The sequence below is a fragment of the Kribbella deserti genome, assembly GCF_042434725.1.
GTDB lineage: Bacteria > Actinomycetota > Actinomycetes > Propionibacteriales > Kribbellaceae > Kribbella > Kribbella deserti.
In genome coordinates, this window is record NZ_JBHLTC010000005.1 from 53,596 (window position 1) to 71,919 (window position 18,324).

Here is an 18,324-nt window from a genome sequence, read left to right on the forward strand (position 1 = left end):
ACGAGCGGCCCGATCTGGCGGCCTGCCGCGAGTCAGGGTGTGGGGAGCCAGTGGTTCGCGGGACGGCTGAGCCACGCCTGAAGGTGGGAGTCGGCTACCTGGTTCAGAAGGTCCAGTCCTGGGTGGTGGAACCGGCTCCGCCACAGCATGTGCCACGGGTAGAGCGGCGTCGGGTCGATTAGCGGGCGCAGTACCGCGGAGGCGACGGCGTACTGGCTGGCGAGGGTCAGCACCACTGGTTCCCCGGGGCGGATGTGGTGGGCCAGTTCGTCTGCGCCGCGGACCTTCGGGTGAGGTGGCGCAGGGATGGCCCCGGTCAGCGTGACCAACTGCCCGGCGATCGCCTCCCACTCGGTGGTGACGTGATCGCCGGCCCGATAGCAGATCGGCTCACCGCGAAGATACGCGAGCGGAATCGCAGGCAGTTCGGTGAACGGGTGTCCGTCGGGGATCAGGAGCGCAAATGGCTCGAGCCGCACGAGCCGGCGCTGGAGATTGGGCGGCAGCGGGCTGACGTCGATGGCGCCGAACGCGACGTCCAGGGCCCGGGCGGAGAGTTGAGCCAGCGACTCGCCCAGCCCGGAGTTGAACGTCGTATAGAACTCGAAACCGCCTTCGTGCGATCGAGCCTCGGCGACTAGTACGTCGGGCGTGGTTCCGTGTCCGCCGACATCGATCACGAGGCGGTCGCTTGGGCCTCGTAGGCGTTGCAGCAGGTCGTCCTGACGGGCGAGCAGATCGCGCGCTCCGGCGAGCATCACTTCGCCATCGGCGGTCAGTTTCACCGTGCGCGTCGTGCGATCGAGCAGCCGGAGGCCCAGTTGGTCCTCCAGTTTGCGGACGTCGCGGCTCAGGACCTGCTGGGCGATGAACAGCCTGGCCGCCGCCCGGCGGAAGTGCAGTTCCTCGGCGACGACCACGAAGTGCCGCACCAGTCGCAGGTCAAGGTTCTTCTCCACTGGATCAGTTCTACCCGATTGACACACTCTCCGCGTCAATGCCGGCGGCAAAGGTGTTGGACGGGTCATCGCGTGGCCCGTCAGGATCGATGGCATGACCAACCCTGAACGAATGATCGAAACCAACGGAATCGAGCTGTGCACGCAGGCTTTCGGCTCGCCCGCGGATCCCGCCGCGTTGCTGGTCGCCGGAACGTCGTGCTCGATGGACTGGTGGACTCCGGAATTCTGTACGGCGCTTGCCGGCGAAGGCTTCTTCGTCATTCGCTTTGATCAGCGTGACACCGGCAGGTCCAGCCGTGACGAACCCGGCAGACCGACGTACTCGCTGACAGATCTGACGCTTGACGCCGTTCATGTCCTTGACGGCTATGGCATCGACCGAGCGCACTGGGTCGGCTTTTCCCAAGGTGGCTGGGTGAGCCAGCTCGCAGCGCTCGACCACTCCGGCCGGGTCGCTGCCCTCACCTTGATCTCGACCCGGCCGACCGGCCACGGCCCAGCCGATCCCGATCTGCCAGAAGTCACCGCGGATCTCCTCGCCGTATGGGAGCGGACCTGCGAGCCGAGCTGGGACCAGCCTTCGGCGGTGATCGACTACCTGGTCGACTCGGAGCGATCCTTGGCGGCTGCGCCGTTCGACGACCAGGCCGCTCGCGACATCTGTACCAGCTGCGTCGTTCGATCGGGCAATGTACGGTCGGCGGTCACCAACCACCCCATCGCCGATCAGGGACCCCGGTGGCGTGAGCGTCTCGGCGCGATCGCAGTACCGACGGTGGTCCTGCACGGCGACCAAGATCCGCTGTTTCCGCCCGCCAACGCCACCGCCTTGGCGGCCGAGATTCCCGGTTCGAGCCTCCAGTTGCTGCCCGCCGGGCACGAACTGCCGCCACGCGTACACTCCGCCGCGATAGCAGCGATTTCAACCCGTCACGACCGCAGCCAAGGCGCGTTCAAGCAATGAGTTATGCGAAAAGTCGCGTGGGCTGGGCTGCTCTGGTTCTCGGTCGCCACCGCCCTCGGGCGGCTCTTCGGTGCCGCTACTTGATGGTGAGAGGGACGGCGATGCCGTTCCACAACTCGTGCTCGTGTCCGGACGAACGCCTCGGGTCGAGTAGTGAACGCGGCGCCGGTGACCTCTGACGGCGTCAGGCCACGACCGGCGTGGGGACCGAACGGTAAGGGCCACGGTGAGGCATGACCAAGGCGCCGACTTCGACCGGTGCGGCGTACCGGAAGGTCAGAGTCAGCTGCACGATGTATCCAGCGTCGACCACCGGCCCCCGCAAGACCACTTCATCCGGATCTTCTGTCTGTGAGGTGTTCACACCATAGACAGTGATGCCCTGTGCCGGGATGGGCGATGGCCGTGGCCGAACGGTGGCGCTGCCGCCCTGCACCTGGACGGCGACGAGAGCATCGCCGTGGGCACCTTCGTTAAGGATCGTCATCAACAAGGTCGCTTTGTCATCGCCCACCGACACCGCGACGACGTTGCGCAGAAGAAGTGGCCCTGTTCGAGCCGACTGACCAGCGCCTGTCGTTTCGGTCAGGGCACCCGGTGTCCACTCGGCGCAGCCACTCACCACAGCCAGAACGACGGCGAGAAAGCACCTCAGGCCCACCGGGCGCCGTGGCCTCGTACCGTCGAGACCGCCGGTCATGAGCGATGGCGGGTTGAGCGGCGCGAGCCCACCTTCACGCCGATCGCACCGCCGGCCACCGCGGCAAGTAGGTAGAGCAACAACGTCGTCGTCGCCCAGGCTGCGGCGTCACGGGCGGAACGAAGCACCTCGCCTGCCTCAACATCCGGAAGGTCCGCCTGAGCGAAGGTCGCCAGGTCAGCGAAGACCGAGGACGCCGCGCCGAACAGCGCGCCGCCACCGAACAACGACAGCATGAGGATCCCTACCAAGCCAAGCGCCCACACCAGTAGTCCGTGGAGCATGCCCTCTCTGGCGCCCCACCACAGCGAGGAAGCCCCGGCGGCCAGGCCCCCGATGAAGAAGGCCACCAAGCCGATCAGGCCCGTTATCCACCCGGCACTGGAACTCCCGTCTCCTCGCTCAAGGCTCAGCCAGCCTGCTGCGAAGAAGAGCAGCTCGAGCAGGATGAAGACGCACAACGCGATGAGGAGGCCCGCCCATACCGAACTCCAGCGCACGGGATCAAGCCGCCGAGGTGTTGTCGCGTCTTTGACCGTTACCTCGGCAAGAGCCGACCGGCCGTTGTGACCGGGCGCACTCGGCGCACTCTGTGTATTGGTCTCGCGTGGGTCGTCGTTGACTGCCATGGTGATCACGTCCTCTCCAGTTCGGGTCGAGCTGTACGAACGTGGAGGTAACCGGCCCGCCACCGGCTATACCTGTGGACCACACTTGGTCATACGAATGTCACAGCCGCTCAAACTCATGTCACGCGGATCGCGCGGAGATCGCCGGGTTCGTATCACTCGGATGCCGGGCGGCGTTGATCAGCCCTCCGTGGCTGGAGGCCTGCGGCGTGTGCCCGATCTGCCGCCGGGCTCGCCCGGTAGCCCATCCACTCCCCCATCTGCGCCAACCTCGTCGCGCACGCCCGTCAATGAAGGCGGGAGTTGCGCGGGCCCGGGCCGTCGCTGTGGTCCAGCTGCGAACTCAACTGGCCGGTGTAGTGAGCTGCTCGGCCAGTTCGCGAAGATTGATACCGTTGCGCCGAGAGGTCCGCTTCAACAGCTCGAAGGCTTCGTCACCGGTCAAACTCATTCGCTCCATCAAGATGCCCTGGGCCTGACCGATCACCGTCCTGCCGCCGATGTCCTCATGCAACCCGGCCGCGCGTCGCACGCACTGCAAAGCGCTTGCGGCGTGCCTGGCGAATGTGCCGGCGAGCATCGCATCCACCGTGCTGAACTGGTACGGCGAGCTGTTCACCAAGAGAAGCGTGCCGACCGCCTGGTGGCGCGCCGTCATATGCAGAGCCAAAGTACTGCGCACCGGCAGTTTCGCCACCTCAGCCGACCAGGCCGGCCAGCGCAGTTCCCGGCTGGTATCGGCGACCAAACAGTCACATCCATGGTTCAGGGCCGACACATTAGGCCCAGCCATGGTGTCCAGTTGAAGCCGCGCGGCCTCGGTCGCGATCTGCCCGGTGGAGGCGGCGAGAGCCAAGCCCGCACCGCGATCCGACAAGAGTACGGCCGACTGCTCAGCGGCGGTAGTCAGCAGCACTCCCTCGGCGATGGCCTGCACCGCGTCCTCGACCGAGTCCAGCTCGTGCAACTGCATCACCAGCTCGGTGCACATATCGCCTGTCATGAGCACTCCTCGGTAGATGACCGCCGGTCGATTCTGCTCAGGCGGGAAGCTCGCCCGCGGTGAGGGCCAGCGTCAGACCACGGCCCGCCCGTTCAACACGGAGGTCGATCCGTTGTCCCGGATCGACGTCCCGCAGAGCCGCCAGGAAGTCCTCCACCGAATCGACCTCCTTCGTGCCCAGTGCGGTGATGACGTCGCCAGGCCGTACGCCGACTCGTGCGGCGGGTCCGTCCTTGACCACCGCGCCGACCAGAACGCCTTCGGCGTTTTCGAGGCCGAGCGCCTCGGCCGTGCGTTCGGTCAGCCGGGCCGGCCGAATTCCCACGAAGGGATGGTCAGCCGTGCCGTCTTCAAGAAGCTGGCCGACGACATCGGTCACCGTGGCCGCTGGGATAGCGAATCCCAGCGATACCGCTCCGGCCTGCGGCGGAATGTAGGCCTCGTTGATGCCGACGACTTCACCGCGGCTGTTGACCAACGCACCACCGGAGTTGCCCGGCGAGATGGCAGCGTCGGTCTGGATGAGATCGACCAGCGCCTTGGACCTCGCGGCCGACCCGGGGATCTGCCGACTCAGGCCGGAGATGATGCCGGCCGTCACGCTGTTGTCGAACCCGAGCGGCGCCCCCATGGCCAGCACCAGTTCGCCAGGGACGGGTAGCGTTGTCTCGAATTCCGCCGCGGGCAGGCCGGACCGATCCACCTTGACGATCGCCAGATCCGTCACGGCGTCCTTGGCTTCGACGGTGCCGTACGACGTCGACTGATCTGCGAACTCGACCCGAACCTTGTTGCTTTCAGCAACCACATGAGCGTTGGTCACAACGATCCCGTCGGAACGGAAGATCACTCCGCTACCGGACCCCTTGGCCGTGGAGATGGTGACCACAGATGGCTCCACTCGCTCCACGATGCCCGGAATCGCTGCAAATCCTGTCCCAGCGGATGTTGTGTCGTTCGCGTTGGGTGCGGAACTGGTACATCCGCCCAGCAGGATGACCGTGGTCGCGACGGCGCAGACCACGGCCCGCCGGGTTTGCCGGGTGTCTGTCATCGTGGATCCCTTCGTTAGCCAGGCCCTGCGGACACTGGGCACGATTCGTCGGCAGGCTCACGTCGAGCGTCACCACTCGGGCGCGGCGCGCCGGTCCAGAAAGCTCTTGAAGTCACTGCCCAGCTCGGCGCCGGCGAGAAGCCAGTCGGTCAACGCGTCTGGATTGCGGCGTTCCAACTCATCGAGCAGCTCTTGGCGGGCCATAGCCGCCGCTTCGGCTTCGGCGGGCGTGGCTGCCGTGAGAAGTCGTTCGTAGCTCTGGCGCCAAGCGGCGCACAGCTCGGCGTCGCTGTAGAGCCCAAATGATGTCGAGCGCTCTCGCTCAGACCCGGCCGAATCTAGTGCGCTGTCGGCGTCAGCCGCCGCTTCGGTCGTTAGCCGGTGTTGCCAGTGGTACAGCCCCGACAAGACATGTGGTGACGTCATGACGGCGAGCGCCACAAGCGGAATCACCACCAGACCCAAGACGAGTCCCAGACCGAAAAGACCGAGGACTCCCACGCCGGCCCTCACGCAATCGACCGCGACCTTGCCCACCAGCGCACCGCGAGCGCCGGAAAGAGACTGCGCCAAGGGCCGCAAGTTCACCGACAGGACACCAGTGCAGGCCACCGTGGTGCCGAAGAGCACGCCCGCATTAATGATCGAAGCGGCGACGGCGGCCGCGGCACCCCCAAGAAGGAGGGTCGCGATCGCCGTAGTCCAGCCCCATCGATATAGCGCCATCGTCACCGTTGGCTATCGCTCGGCGGGGACATCATCGGAAGTCACGGCCAGCCGGACGTGATCCTCTTCTACATAGGCGATCTGATCGGCTGCCACATAGAGATCGCGGTCCAGCAGACCCTTGCCGTCGACCTTGCAGAAACCGGTGCGAATGAGTCGCTCCGCTGTCTGGCGAGCCACCTGCGGCTCAACACCGGTCAGTGCTCGGGCGAAGGCGGCAAAGAGGCCGTCGCCATCGGGCGAGACCTGACCTTCGGTTGTCACTGCCCCTGGATCGCCGAGTTTCACGTACTCGACCTTGCCCAGGACGGCGCCCGTCGCATCAACTACCGCCATCCCCTCCCAGACAGCGGCGAGCGGTGACGACTGGTCAGCGATAAACGGTCGTTCGGTCATGATGAACCCCTTTTGCTGGATTGTGTTCGGCCGTCCGGTTACCTGCTGCACGCCTTTCACGCCACCACCGCACCGGTCGACACACGACCGTAAAGACTCCGCACAACTCACGTCATACGGCCGAGGTCATGAGTCGCGGGCGCAGGAAGGGGTACCAGAATGAGCACCGCGTCAGACCACGACGAATGCTTGGAGAGGACAACGAGATGCGAGCCCTGACAGTGGCACCGGGCCGGCCGGACTCCCTCGCCGTCACCGATGTCCCCCAGCCACAGCGTGTAGAAGGCGAGCTACTCGTTGATGCCGTGGCGGTCGGCGTGTGCGGGACGGACCGGGAGATCGCCAACGGGGACTACGGATGGGCGCCGCCTGGAGCAGACCGCTTGGTCATCGGGCACGAGTCGCTGGGCCGGGTCCGGGAAGCTCCTCCCAGTAGTGACTTCTCCGCAGGTGACCTAGTGGTGGGTGTGGTGCGACGCCCAGATCCAGTCCCGTGCGGCGCTTGCGCGCGGGGCGAGTTCGATATGTGCCGCAACGGCCGCTACACCGAGCGAGGCATCAAGGCCCTCGACGGTTATGCCAGCGAGCAGTGGACCGTGGATCCGGCCTACGCCGTGAAACTCGACTCGGGCCTGGCCGACATGGGGATGCTGATGGAGCCGGCATCGGTGGTTGCGAAGGCGTGGGAACAGGTTGAGAAGGTAGGAGACCGCGCGTGGTTCGAGCCGCGGACCGCCCTCGTCACCGGGGCAGGTCCGATCGGTCTGCTGGCCGCACTCCTCGCCGTACAGCGCGGTCTGGAGGTTCACGTACTCGATCGGGTGACCGACGGCCCTAAGCCCGGCCTGGTGGCCGGCCTTGGTGCCACCTATCACCGCGGCACCGTCGAAGAGACCTGCGCGCACATTCAGCCGGACATCGTGATCGAGGCCACCGGCGTGGGCCAGGTCGTCTTCGATGCGATGGCGGCCACCGGTCCGTACGGCGTCCTGTGTCTGACGGGTGTATCGGCGGTGGGCCGGCGCCTGACGATCGATGCCGACTCCCTGAACCGGGATATCGTGCTCGAGAACGACGCCGTGATTGGTTCTGTCAACGCGAACCACCGTCACTTCATGCTCGCGGCGGAGGCGCTGGCAAAGGCCGATCGCGACTGGCTGGCCAGCCTCATCTCGCGCCGCCTTCCGTTGGACGGATTCGCCGGGGCATTCGAACCAGCGGCAAACGACGTAAAGGCCGTCATCGAGTTCGAGACCAGCTGACCGCCTCCCGCCGCCGAGAACGGTTGCCTTGGGCCGGCGACCACGTACAGCTTCGCCGGTTGGGGCTCGGGATCCTTCTTTGCGATCGCGCAACGTCAACTGGTCGGCAGATTCGCCGGCAAGCCGGCGGGTACTCATGTCGGCACTAGATCTCGGTGTAGTGCCGAGGTTCGACTGGAAGGAAGGCCATGCGAGTCATCTCCTCTCGAACACACACCTTCATCGGCCTCGTGGTCGGTCTGCTGCTGCTGGTCGCACCATGGCTGTTCGCGTTCGCCGACGAGAACGCGCCCAAATCGGTCGCTGTCGTGGTGGGCGCCTTCGTGTTGATCAACGAGATGATCACTACCAGCCCGGTCAGTCCTTTGCGACTTGTGCCGATGGGAGTTCATCTCGTCATCGACATTGTCACCGGGGCGTTTTTGATCCTCTCTCCCTGGCTGTTCCAGTTCGCTGATCGTGGCGCCAATGCGTGGCTGCCCCATGTCGTGGTGGGCTTGCTGACCGCGGGATACGCGTTCCTGACCAACCCCGCGGACGCCACGAAACCGACGGCGGCTGAGCGAATCTGACCCCCGAGGTCTTTGGGCACCCAAGCGGCCATCTGTCGGCCAGGGGGCCGCTTGGCGGGTCACGCCGGCGTGCCGTCGCGAGTCGAGTAGTGGATTGTCTGGGCGACTATCCTGCCGTCGCGCACGACGAAGGTATCCACACCATCATGGATGCGCAGACCCGGCCCTGTACCGCGCCACTGCAACACGGCAATCTCGCCATCGATCTGGAGCCGAACACACGACCACTCACCGTTGTGGTCGAGATAGGAATGCAGGATCCCGGCCAGTCTGCGTACGCCGTCGTGCCCTCGGTTGACTCCCTCGGCGGACAGCAGCACCACATCGTGGGAATAGTTACAGCTGAGATCTGACTCGACATCGCGGGAGCGCCGACAGTGCAGGTGCGCTTCGATCACCGCACTGGTAGGACGGCTACCGTCTGGTGGCCGGTCCTTGCGGGGTTCGTGGAGTTTCAGGCCTGACGCGGTGAGGCCACGTAGCGCCGACGCGTCGGCGATATTCCCGGCCGGTACGACGCTCAGGCTGCCGTCGGTTTCCAAGACGACCGCGCCGACGTCGCCCAGACTGCCCAGACCGGCCGCCCTGACCGCCTGGCATACCTGGTCGGAACTCACCCGCTGATCCTTCAGCGCGTCGTCCAGCAGCTCGCCGTCGGCCAGCAGCAGCGTGCCTTTGGCGCTCACGGCTCGCTGGATGGCGGGAACGCGGGTGCCCGTCCACGACACCGCGAGCTGCATGAGCGCAAGCACGGCGAGTGCCAGGACGCCTTCGGTGTACGAAACATCCTTGCTGAGCAGAATGGTTGCCAGCGTCGAGCCCAGCGCCACCGTCACCACGAAATCGAAGGCGTTGAGCTTGCTGAGCGTTCTCTTACCCGACAGCCGAAGGATCAGGACCAGCGATCCGTACGCCGTGACGCCGACGAGCGCGACTCGGGCCAGTTCCGGCCAGGCGTGGAACCACATCGAGCGTTCCCCGATCAGCCGAGCGAGGTGATCAGGTCCTCGCAGGCCTGCTGGCAGCGGCGGCAGGCGTCCGCACAGACCTTGCAGTGCTCGTGCCCGGCATGGTTCTGGCATTCGTCGCCACAGGTTTGACAGGCCTTCGCGCAGGCCTGCAGGACCGCCCTGGTCAAGTTGGCGTCATAGCCGGTATGGCGCGACAGGACCGCCGCCGTCGTACCGCAGAGGTCCGCGCAGTCGAGGTTGGTCCGAATGCATTTGGTGAGCTCGGCGACCGAGTCTTCGGACAGGCAGGCGTCCGCGCACGCCGTACAGGCCTGAGCGCACGACAGGCATGCCTCGATGCATGCCGTGAGTTTGTCCCGGTCCACCTCGCCCAGGTCCTTCGGGTAGGTGCTGAGCATGTCTTGAACAACGGTCATGTCGGTCGCTCCCATCTGATCGTCCCGGCGCTCCGGTGTGGAAGGCCGGTCTCCGCGCGGAGTTCCCGACGACCGCCCTGCCAAACCGTCGCGTCGGCCGGCAGAACGGAGCGTCATGGAATCTTCATACGATGCGCTGCTTTGGCGGTCTTCACATCGTGTCGAAATCATGACGACCGCACGTCGATCGTCGCCGGTCAGGTGTGGGCCTGCCGCTCGGGGATACGCGGGTTCCGACGGGGAATCGACGATTGGAGGACAGATGATGAACGAACAACAGCAGCCCACGCTGGAGCGTCTCGAAGACACCGACCTGACGCTGGCCGATCCCGCCGACGACATCCGGGGCAGAACGGTGGTGGACCCCGGCGGCGAGGAGATCGGCAAGGTCGACAGCCTTTTCATTGACCACGATGAGCGTCGCGTACGGCTACTCCAGATCAGCTCTGGCGGCATTCTGGGCATCGGGGACAGCAAGCAGCTCATCCCGGTCGACTCCGTGACCGGGGTCGATGAGGAGACAGTGCACGTCGACCAGAACCGCGAGCATGTGGCCAGAGGACCGGTGTACGACCCCGATCTGGCGCGTCAGGATCCGCGGTACTTCGCCGACGTCTACGGCTACTACGGCGCTGCGCCGTTCTGGACGCCTGGGTACGTCTACCCGCGATACCGCCGGTGACGACACCTTTGAGCGCACGTTACAACCGTGTGATATCCCGCCGAAAGCAAGATCCACAGGGATGTGATTCGGTCTAAGGTCGTGCCGAGGGCGGCTGCCATACCGGCAGCCGCCACCACATCAGTATTCAGTTGCCCCGGGTGGAGGTGCCGGCTATCGCTACATCACAGATCGATTCCAGCGGCCATTCGGACATACTGGGAGCTGTGAAGCGACGCGTGTTGCTGGTCGAGGACGACGCCCGGGTTCGCCGCGTCCTGAGCCTGTCGCTGGAACAGGAAGGCTACGCCGTGCACGAGGCGGCGACCGCTGAAGAAGGTCTCGCCGCGGCCGGCGAGGCGACGTTCGACGTCGTCCTGCTGGACATCATGCTGCCCGACGGTGATGGCTTCTCGGTATGCCGCGCGATCCGCAAACACAGCGACGTTCCGGTCATCATGGTGACGGCGCGCAGCGACAGCCACGACGTGGTGGCCGGCCTCGAAGCCGGGGCCGACGACTACGTCACCAAACCACTGGTGGCCAAGGAGCTGGCCGCCCGGATCCGTGCGTTGCTGCGCCGGAGCCACATCAGCCACAGTACTCGCGGCGACCATTTCGACATCGGTGACCTGGTCATCAACGTGCCCGCCGCCGAGGTGACCCGCGACGGTGAACTGATCGCCCTGACCCGCACCGAATTCCGCCTGCTGTGCGAACTCGCGTACGCCGACCAGGGTGTCTGTAGCCGTGAGCAACTGCTGGAACGGGTCTGGGGCTACGACTACTTCGGCGACAGCCGGATCGTCGACGTGCACATCAGCCGCCTCCGGACCAAGGTGGAGCACGACCCCGCGCAGCCACGCCACGTTGTTACCGTCCGGGGCATGGGCTATCGGCTTGTCGGCTGAGCCCATGAAAGCAGCCGCCGGGCAGCATCAGCGACGATGGCGCCCTGGCCTTCGCACCCGTATCACCGTCACGTTCGCCCTGCTCGCACTCACGTTATCCGTGCTGCTGAGCTGCTTCGTTTGGCTGATGGTGTCGAACTATCTGATTTCCCAGCGTGAATCGACGGCCCTTCGGCAAACCCAGGTGAACATACTCGCGCTGGAGCGTGCGTTGCAGAGCCGGCCCGGGCAGACCGCCCGCGTACTCGGGGACCTCCCGCACAACCCGTCGACGACCATCCTGTTGTACCGCTTCGGCGATTGGTACAGCTCCGCGCTCGAAGCCTCCCCGGATCGGCTTCCCACCGAGCTCGTCGACCTGGTGCTCGACGGGACCGCCGCGACCCAGCGGCTGATCATCGACGGCGATCCTTATCTGGCGGTAGGCCAGCCGATGGGAGGTGACGCGTACTTCGAACTGTTCTCGCTGGCCGAGCTGGACGGCGACCTGCGGGTGCTGAGTCTGGCCCTGCCCGTCGGTGCCGCGGCAACCACCCTCGTCGGGGCGGCCGCCGGCCGGATAGCGACCCATCGCGCTCTCGCTCCGCTGAAGTCGGTCAACCAGGCGGCAGCAGCCATCGCGCAGGGCGATCGATCGGCCCGGCTCCACGCCAATGGCGACCCGGACCTGACGATGCTGGCGGACTCGTTCAACCAGACGGCTGCGGCGCTGGAGCGCCGGGTGGAGGCGGATGCGCGCTTCACGGCCGACGTCGCCCATGAACTGCGCACTCCGCTCACAACCATGCTCAACTCCCTCGAGCTTCTGCTCCGCCAGAAGCGCCAGCTGCCCGCCAGAGCTCACGAGCCGCTGGAACTACTCGAAACCGATCTTCGCCGGTTCGAACGGATGGTCAAGGACCTGCTGGAGATGTCACGCGCCGAGGATGGCACCGACAACGTGGTACTCGAACCGGTGACGATCGGCGAGCTGGTCACCCGAGCCGCCGACCGGGCCGCCGGGCGCCCGGTCACCTTCGTGTCCCCCGGCGCCGAAGAACTGCAACTGACCGTGGACAAGCGGCGTCTCGAGCAGGTGATCTCGAACCTGGTTCGCAATGCCGAATCGCATGGCCGGGGACTGGTCCGAGTGGCCGTCGAGCCCGCTACGGACGGCGTCCGGATCTTCGTCGACGATCAAGGACCTGGCATCGAGAAGGAGCGGCGCGAGCGAATCTTCGAACGGTTCGCTCGCGGACCGGGAACCGAGACCGAAGGCGCCGGCCTGGGGCTCGCCATCGTCGCGCGGCACCTCAGTTTACACGGCGGCACGGTGTCCGTTGTCGACCGGCCGGGCGGTGGAGCGCGATTCGTCGTCGACCTCAGGGCCGCGCCATGATCCGCCCACCGATTCGATCGGCCACCACCCTCGCCGTCGTACTGGCTCTTGTGTGTGCGTGCGGCGTGAGACCCCAGGAGCATCCCGACCCCGTCGAGTCGTTGAGCGCCGTCGTCCCCTCCAGCAGCACGCCTACCGCGCAAGCAAGCACCACCGGCACTCCAGCCACGGCGGTCGTCTACCTGATCCGGTCTGGCCGACTCGCCGCAGTATCGCGGCCAGGCGCAGATCCGCAGTCCCTGCTCCGGGATTTGCTGGCAGGCCCGACCAGTACCGAGTTCGCTGCTGGCCTCCGCTCCGCGATACCTGCGACCGGTGGCGCCATCACTGTGACCATCGACGGCAGACTCGCCCGGGTTCAGCTGCCGGACGAGTTCACTCGGTTGGGTGGAGCGCAGCAGGCCCTGGCGGTGGCTCAACTGGTTTTCACGCTCACTGAGGAGAGGCTGGGATTGTCGGCCGTCAGGCTGATGCGCGGCCAACGAGAGCTGAGTGCACCTACTGCGACCGGCGAGCTAGTGGCCCGCCCTGTCACACGGGCTGACTACGCGTCCGTCGCGCCGCGATAGATCCGCTGACGCGACGGGGCCGGCCGCGGCCCTCAAGGAAATCGTGGGTAGCGATAGCCCGGCTCCCAGTACGGCGCATAACCGTAGTGGCCGTAGATGCCTTCGTAGAATCCGCGGTCGGGCTTGTCCTCCAGGTCAGGATCGTAAACCGGCGCTCCGGCAACGTGCTCCCGATCCTGGCCGAGCGTCACCTGGTCGTCCTCGACGCTGGTGACGGCATCCACCGGAACGAGGAACCTCCGTTCGCCAATCCCGAGAAACCCTCCGGCGGATACCTGGAGGAACCGGACCTTCTGTTGCTCGGCGTCGATCAGCAATCCGTCGATCTCACCGATCTCCTGGCCGTCGCGATCGATCACCTTCCGGCCACGGACGTCCGCCTCGTCCTCCGCAACCATGAGATCGGTGTCCTGCAGTCGCACCAGGAATTCCTCAGCTTCGCCAGCCATGTCTTCCTTTCCATCCGTCGGCAGGTCCGGGCCGGACTGTGCATCGTCCAGACCGTGGCTGTAGTGGGCAGACAGCTCGTGCTCCGCTGCCAGATACTTGCCGGGGTCGCCGCAGGGCCCTGTCTCCGCTTGCAGCCAGCGGGACACCGCCGCGGGGTGACGCCGTTCGAGCTCGTCAAGATAGCGCTCGCGAACGGCCACGATCTGGGCTCGTTCACTCGGCGGCGACGCGTCCCGCAAACTCCAGTAACTGGTTCGCCAGGCCTTGCACAGTGTCGCGTCGTCCATAGTCTCCGGTTCTGCCTCCTGCGCCGGCGACGGCTCGGCACCGGCCTGGGCCGCGGTCACGGCGCCAACCCGCTCATCCGCCGCGCCAGCCGGCTCATCCACCGGAGAGGCGCCATTCCGGCCGTCCGTCTGCAGCCTCCGGAGACAGAAAGCAACCGCGGGCGGCGAGCCGGCCGCGAGCAGCGCCGGAATCGACAACGCGATAGGACCGAGGATCGCGCCGACACCACACAGCGCGACCGCTGCGACGGCCACCAGCAGCACGGTTGCCGCCGATGTCCGCAGATCGCTTGACCGCGCTTCCTCAGGTAGCGCCAACGACATCACGGCAGAGGTCGTCAGCAAGGCGACGCAGCCGAAGATGATCAGTGCCGTCACGAACGACCACACAGCTACAGCACTGATCGTGCCCAGGAACGCCAGCAGGATCCCTGTCGCCCACCAGGCCAGCCGGTAGATCCTCATGGTCGGCTCCTCTCAGCCCGCACCAGCCATCTCGCTTGTCTCATATCCTCATCACACCGCCGCCCGGCTGCCACCGCCCGGCGCGATGTCCGGACCCGTGTCCCCCGCTGGTAACCCCTCACGCCGCGGCTCACACCTGGCATCTCCGGATCGCAACCTGACCGTCAAATTCCTTTGGTACGGCGAGCTTCGTGACGGCGGGACGTCTTTTGCGCAGGTTCTGTGACCTCACTCTTGCGGACACGTGACGTCTGCGGCCCGGGACTTCCTTAGTCTTGTCCGTGCTCGCCTGCACCTGCGTACGGTCCAGATCAGGCGATCGATTCGAGATCGCACCAGATCGCAGCAATGCTGACGGAGGCGAGCGTGATGAAGCGGCAAACCGGCTTGATCGCCGGTGTGACAGCCCTGGCAATGGCGGCTACGGCCTGCGGCGGTGGTGCCGACACCCCGGCAGGAGAAGGCAGCAGCGGCGGCAGCTTCTCGATGTACGTGTGCGAGCCGGAGAGCCTGATCCCGCAGGACACGAACGAGACCTGCGGTGCCGAGGTACTGGGCGCCCTGTTCACGCCGCTGGTCAACTTTACGGTCGACAACAGCGCCCTCACCTTCGATGACGCGATCGCGGAGTCGGTCGAGTCCGAAGACCAGAAGGTCTGGACCATCAAGCTCAAGGACGGCTACACGTTCCACAACGGCGAACCTGTCGACGCGGAGTCCTACGCCCGCGGCTGGAACGCCGGCGCCTACGGGCCGAACGCGTACGGCAACAACTACTTCTTCCAGAACATCGAGGGCTACGACGCGCTCAACCCGAAAGACCCCGACGGCGACGGCCCTAAGAAGCCACCGGCGCCGAGCAGCAAGACGATGAGCGGGCTTGACGTGGTCGACGATCTCACGCTCAGGGTGACGCTCAAGAACCCGTTCAGCCAATTCCCATTGACCGTGGGTTACACCGCCTTCTACCCCCTGCCGGCCTCGTTCGAGTCCAACCCCACGGCCTACGAGCAAGCACCGATCGGCAACGGCCCGTTCAAGCTGAAGGGGCATTGGGAACACGACGAGCGGATCGAGGTCGTCCGCTATGAGAACTACGCCGGCGACAAGGCCAAGGCCGACGCGGTGACCTTCAAGATCTACTCGAACGTCAACACGGCGTACAACGACGTACTCGCCGGCAACCTCGACATCATGGACGCATTGCCGCCGGAGCGGCTGGGCGCGGCCAAGGCGCAGTTCGGCGACCGGTTCATCGAGCGCCCGAGCTCGAGCTTCACCTACGTCGGTTTCCCCTTGTACGACAAGAGGTTCGACGACGTTCGGCTGCGAAAGGCGCTATCGATGGCCATCGACCGCCAGGCCATCATCGACGCGATCTTCAGCGGGGCCTACCAGCCCGCGAAGTCGATCGTCTCTCCTGTCGTCACCGGATCCCGGGAAGATCCGTGCGGCGAGGCTTGCAGCTACAACCCTGACCAGGCCCGGCAGCTGTTCCAGGAGGCCGGCGGATTCCGGGGCACGCTGACGCTGTGGTTCAACAGCGGTTCCGGCCACGAGAAGTGGATGGAGGCCGTTTCCAACCAACTGCGCAAGAACCTCGGCATCACCAACGTCAGCTTCAAGTCCCTCGAGTTCGCCGAGTATCTCGGCCTGCTGGACGCCAAGAGGATCACCGGCCCGTTCCGGCTCGGCTGGGTGATGGACTACCCCAGCCCGCAGAACTACCTCGAACCGATCTACTCCACCACCGGTTCGTCCAACAACTTCGGCTATTCCGACGCCGAAGTGGACAAGCTGATCGCCAAGGGCAACGCGGCCGAGAGCATTGACGCCGGTATCGCCGCCTATCACCAGGCCGAGGACCAGATCCTCGCGGACATGCCGAACATCCCGATGTGGTTCGGCAAGGTCCAGGCCGGCCACTCCCCCGACGTGAGCAATGTCGTCATCGACGCCTTCACCCGCGTCCGTCTGGAGGACGTCACCGTCACCGGATGACCACAGGACAGGCCAGCCGCCTCCCCTCCGAGGCGGCTGGACCGAGAGGGTGCCGGCGCCCGGCCACGAGGGGCTCTGGGCGCCGGCACCCCACAAACCAGCGGCTCGCGTGGAAAGAGGTGAACGGCGATGGGCGGATATGTGATCCGGCGGGTGCTGCAAATCATCCCGGTCGTGATCGGAGCAACGTTTCTCATCTTCGCGCTGGTGTTCGCCATCCCCGGCGATCCGATCCGGGCGCTGGCCGGCGACCGGCCGATGTCACCGTCGACCGTGGCCGCGCTTCGCGCCGAGTACAACCTGGACGATCCACTGGTGATCCAGTACGTGAAGTACATGGGCGACCTGGTCCAGGGTGATTTCGGCCAGGACTACAACGGGCGCGAGGTCACCGACATCATGGCCCAGCGGTTCCCGATCACCATCAAGCTGGCACTCGTCGCGATCAGCTTCGAGATCGTCATCGGTTTGCTGGCCGGCGTCGTCGCGGCCCTGCGCCGTCGCTCGTACGTCGACACTCTGGTGCTGATCACCACGACGGCGATCGTCTCCATCCCCACCTTTGTGCTCGGGTTCACTTTGCAACTGCTGGTCGGCGTCAAGCTCGGCTGGTTCCCCGTCGCAGGCGTTTCCCAGGGCCTGCAGAGCTACCTACTGCCGGGTTTCGTGCTCGGTGCGTTGTCGCTGGCGTACGTCGCCCGCCTGACGCGCACCAGCCTGGTCGAGAACCTTCGCTCCGACTACATCAGAACCGCGACCGCCAAAGGCCTCAGCCGACCACGCGTGGTCGGCCGGCACGCGTTGCGGAACTCCCTGATCCCCGTAGTGACGTACCTCGGCATCGATCTCGGCGCGCTGATGGGCGGCGCCATCGTCACGGAGGGCATCTTCAACCTGCCGGGCGTCGGTCAGCAGGTATTCATGTCGGTCCGGGCCCAGGAGGGTCCTGTCGTCGTGGGGATCGTCACCGCTCTCGTCCTCGTGTTCATCCTTGCCAACCTGCTCGTAGACCTGCTCTACGGCGTACTCGACCCACGGATCCGCTATGAGTGAACGTCTCGCAACCGAGGTGGCCGAGGACGAACCGTCCGGCCGGCAGGCCAGCCTTTGGTCCGATGCGTGGCGCGAACTACGCCACGACAAGATCTTCGTGATCGCCGCCCTCGTGGTCCTGGTCTTCGTGACCATGGCCGCCTTCCCTCGACTGTTCACCAGCGCCGATCCACGGCAGTGCGACCTGTCGAGGTCGTTGGGCCGCCCCAGCGCGGACCACTGGTTCGGCTTCGACCTGCTCGGCTGCGACTACTACGCCCAGGTGATCCACGGTGCGCGGGCCTCGATCACGATCGGCATCGTGGTGACGATCTCCGCGCTGGTGATCGCGATCCTGCTCGGCAGCCTGGCCGGCTATTACGGTGGCATTCTCGACGCACTGATCGCCCGGTTCACCGACATCATCTTCGGGCTGCCCTTCATTCTCGGCGCGATCGTCATCCTGACCGTGTTCGAGACGCGCGGCCTGCCACAGGTATCGTTCGTGCTGGCCGTGCTCGGCTGGACGACGATGACCAGGCTGGTCCGGTCGTCGGTGCTCAGCGCACGCGATAACGACTATGTGGTGGCCGCGCGCGCCCTCGGTGCCGGTGACCTGCGCCTGCTGTGGCGGCACATCCTGCCGAATGCGCTCGCTCCGGTCATCGTCTACGCCACCATCTACGTCGGCATCGTCATCGCCGCCGAAGCGACGTTGTCGTTCCTCGGCGTCGGCCTGCAACTGCCGGCGATCTCGTGGGGCCTGATGATCAGCGACGCTCAGTACCGCATCGCCGAAGCCCCGCACCTGCTGTTCTTTCCCGGTCTGCTGCTGAGCCTGACGGTGCTCAGCTTCATCCTGATGGGCGATGCCTTGCGGGACGCCCTCGATCCGAAGCTGCGATGAGGAGACAG

Annotated in this window: 20 protein-coding genes; 10 read left to right on the forward strand and 10 right to left on the reverse strand. The window is 65.7% G+C overall.

Going from position 1 to position 18,324, the window contains the following annotated elements; all coding sequences use genetic code 11:
* Positions 1-32: 32 nt before the first annotated feature.
* On the reverse strand, positions 33-959 hold the full coding sequence (locus ACFFGN_RS04390) for a LysR family transcriptional regulator (RefSeq protein WP_380043986.1): 927 nt from the start codon (positions 957-959) through the stop codon (positions 33-35).
* Positions 960-1,053: 94 nt separating this feature from the next.
* Here ACFFGN_RS04390 and ACFFGN_RS04395 point away from each other — a divergent pair, with 94 nt between their 5' ends.
* Complete coding sequence (locus ACFFGN_RS04395; RefSeq protein WP_380043987.1) at positions 1,054-1,926, forward strand: alpha/beta fold hydrolase; 873 nt, start codon at positions 1,054-1,056, stop codon at positions 1,924-1,926.
* Between the two features lie 184 nt (positions 1,927-2,110).
* Here the strand turns inward: ACFFGN_RS04395 and ACFFGN_RS04400 are convergent, their stop codons facing one another.
* From ACFFGN_RS04400 to ACFFGN_RS04425, 6 genes are all read right to left on the reverse strand, one after another.
* A complete protein-coding gene (locus tag ACFFGN_RS04400) occupies positions 2,111-2,446 on the reverse strand; it encodes a hypothetical protein (protein ID WP_380043988.1) in 336 nt (111 codons plus the stop codon).
* A gap of 176 nt (positions 2,447-2,622) precedes the next feature.
* The gene (locus ACFFGN_RS04405; RefSeq protein WP_380043989.1) at positions 2,623-3,264 is read right to left on the reverse strand and encodes a hypothetical protein; all 642 of its coding nucleotides are present in this window, start codon (positions 3,262-3,264) and stop codon (positions 2,623-2,625) included.
* 334 nt (positions 3,265-3,598) lie between these two features.
* The gene (locus ACFFGN_RS04410) at positions 3,599-4,258 is read right to left on the reverse strand and encodes a GAF and ANTAR domain-containing protein (protein WP_380043990.1); all 660 of its coding nucleotides are present in this window, start codon (positions 4,256-4,258) and stop codon (positions 3,599-3,601) included.
* Positions 4,259-4,295: 37 nt separating this feature from the next.
* Positions 4,296-5,312, reverse strand: a complete 1,017-nt coding sequence (locus ACFFGN_RS04415; RefSeq protein ID WP_380043991.1) for a S1C family serine protease — start codon at positions 5,310-5,312, stop codon at positions 4,296-4,298.
* A 69-nt stretch (positions 5,313-5,381) separates the two neighbouring features.
* A complete protein-coding gene (locus tag ACFFGN_RS04420) occupies positions 5,382-6,044 on the reverse strand; it encodes a hypothetical protein (RefSeq protein WP_380043992.1) in 663 nt (220 codons plus the stop codon).
* Between the two features lie 6 nt (positions 6,045-6,050).
* On the reverse strand, positions 6,051-6,494 hold the full coding sequence (locus ACFFGN_RS04425; protein ID WP_380043993.1) for a hypothetical protein: 444 nt from the start codon (positions 6,492-6,494) through the stop codon (positions 6,051-6,053).
* Positions 6,495-6,640: 146 nt separating this feature from the next.
* On the opposite strand from ACFFGN_RS04425, the gene ACFFGN_RS04430 reads away from it, so the two are divergent.
* Both ACFFGN_RS04430 and ACFFGN_RS04435 read left to right on the forward strand, forming a co-directional pair.
* On the forward strand, positions 6,641-7,696 hold the full coding sequence (locus tag ACFFGN_RS04430; protein WP_380043994.1) for a glucose 1-dehydrogenase: 1,056 nt from the start codon (positions 6,641-6,643) through the stop codon (positions 7,694-7,696).
* Positions 7,697-7,884: 188 nt separating this feature from the next.
* On the forward strand, positions 7,885-8,268 hold the full coding sequence (locus ACFFGN_RS04435) for an SPW repeat domain-containing protein (RefSeq protein WP_380043995.1): 384 nt from the start codon (positions 7,885-7,887) through the stop codon (positions 8,266-8,268).
* Positions 8,269-8,327: 59 nt separating this feature from the next.
* On the opposite strand, the gene ACFFGN_RS04440 is transcribed toward ACFFGN_RS04435, so the two are convergent.
* Complete coding sequence (locus tag ACFFGN_RS04440; protein ID WP_380043996.1) at positions 8,328-9,236, reverse strand: YetF domain-containing protein; 909 nt, start codon at positions 9,234-9,236, stop codon at positions 8,328-8,330.
* A 14-nt stretch (positions 9,237-9,250) separates the two neighbouring features.
* Positions 9,251-9,655, reverse strand: coding sequence for a four-helix bundle copper-binding protein (locus ACFFGN_RS04445; protein ID WP_380043997.1), 405 nt, complete (start codon positions 9,653-9,655; stop codon positions 9,251-9,253).
* Positions 9,656-9,917: 262 nt separating this feature from the next.
* Here ACFFGN_RS04445 and ACFFGN_RS04450 point away from each other — a divergent pair, with 262 nt between their 5' ends.
* The 4 genes from ACFFGN_RS04450 to ACFFGN_RS04465 all read left to right on the forward strand — a co-directional run bounded on the left by ACFFGN_RS04450 (position 9,918) and on the right by ACFFGN_RS04465 (position 13,174).
* Positions 9,918-10,337, forward strand: coding sequence for a PRC-barrel domain-containing protein (locus ACFFGN_RS04450; RefSeq protein ID WP_380043999.1), 420 nt, complete (start codon positions 9,918-9,920; stop codon positions 10,335-10,337).
* A gap of 206 nt (positions 10,338-10,543) precedes the next feature.
* Positions 10,544-11,227, forward strand: a complete 684-nt coding sequence (locus ACFFGN_RS04455; protein ID WP_380044000.1) for a response regulator — start codon at positions 10,544-10,546, stop codon at positions 11,225-11,227.
* A gap of 4 nt (positions 11,228-11,231) precedes the next feature.
* Positions 11,232-12,605: a HAMP domain-containing sensor histidine kinase gene (locus ACFFGN_RS04460; RefSeq protein WP_380044001.1), complete on the forward strand. Its 1,374-nt coding sequence runs from the start codon at positions 11,232-11,234 to the stop codon at positions 12,603-12,605.
* Positions 12,602-13,174: a GerMN domain-containing protein gene (locus ACFFGN_RS04465; RefSeq protein WP_380044003.1), complete on the forward strand. Its 573-nt coding sequence runs from the start codon at positions 12,602-12,604 to the stop codon at positions 13,172-13,174. The genes ACFFGN_RS04460 and ACFFGN_RS04465 overlap by 4 nt, the downstream gene beginning before the upstream one ends.
* A 32-nt stretch (positions 13,175-13,206) precedes the next feature.
* Here ACFFGN_RS04465 and ACFFGN_RS04470 read toward each other — a convergent pair whose 3' ends face one another.
* Entirely contained in the window at positions 13,207-14,376 is a 1,170-nt protein-coding gene (locus ACFFGN_RS04470) for a PRC-barrel domain-containing protein (RefSeq protein WP_380044004.1), read from the reverse strand.
* 369 nt (positions 14,377-14,745) lie between these two features.
* Between ACFFGN_RS04470 and ACFFGN_RS04475 the strand changes: the two genes are divergently transcribed.
* From ACFFGN_RS04475 to ACFFGN_RS04485, 3 genes are all read left to right on the forward strand, one after another.
* Positions 14,746-16,377, forward strand: coding sequence for a peptide ABC transporter substrate-binding protein (locus tag ACFFGN_RS04475; protein WP_380044005.1), 1,632 nt, complete (start codon positions 14,746-14,748; stop codon positions 16,375-16,377).
* Positions 16,378-16,506: 129 nt separating this feature from the next.
* The gene (locus ACFFGN_RS04480) at positions 16,507-17,430 is read left to right on the forward strand and encodes an ABC transporter permease (protein ID WP_380044006.1); all 924 of its coding nucleotides are present in this window, start codon (positions 16,507-16,509) and stop codon (positions 17,428-17,430) included.
* Positions 17,423-18,316 (forward strand): ABC transporter permease, encoded by an 894-nt coding sequence (locus ACFFGN_RS04485; protein ID WP_380044007.1) that lies wholly within the window; start codon positions 17,423-17,425, stop codon positions 18,314-18,316. Before ACFFGN_RS04480 ends, ACFFGN_RS04485 begins: the two co-directional genes overlap by 8 nt.
* Positions 18,317-18,324: the final 8 nt, after the last annotated feature.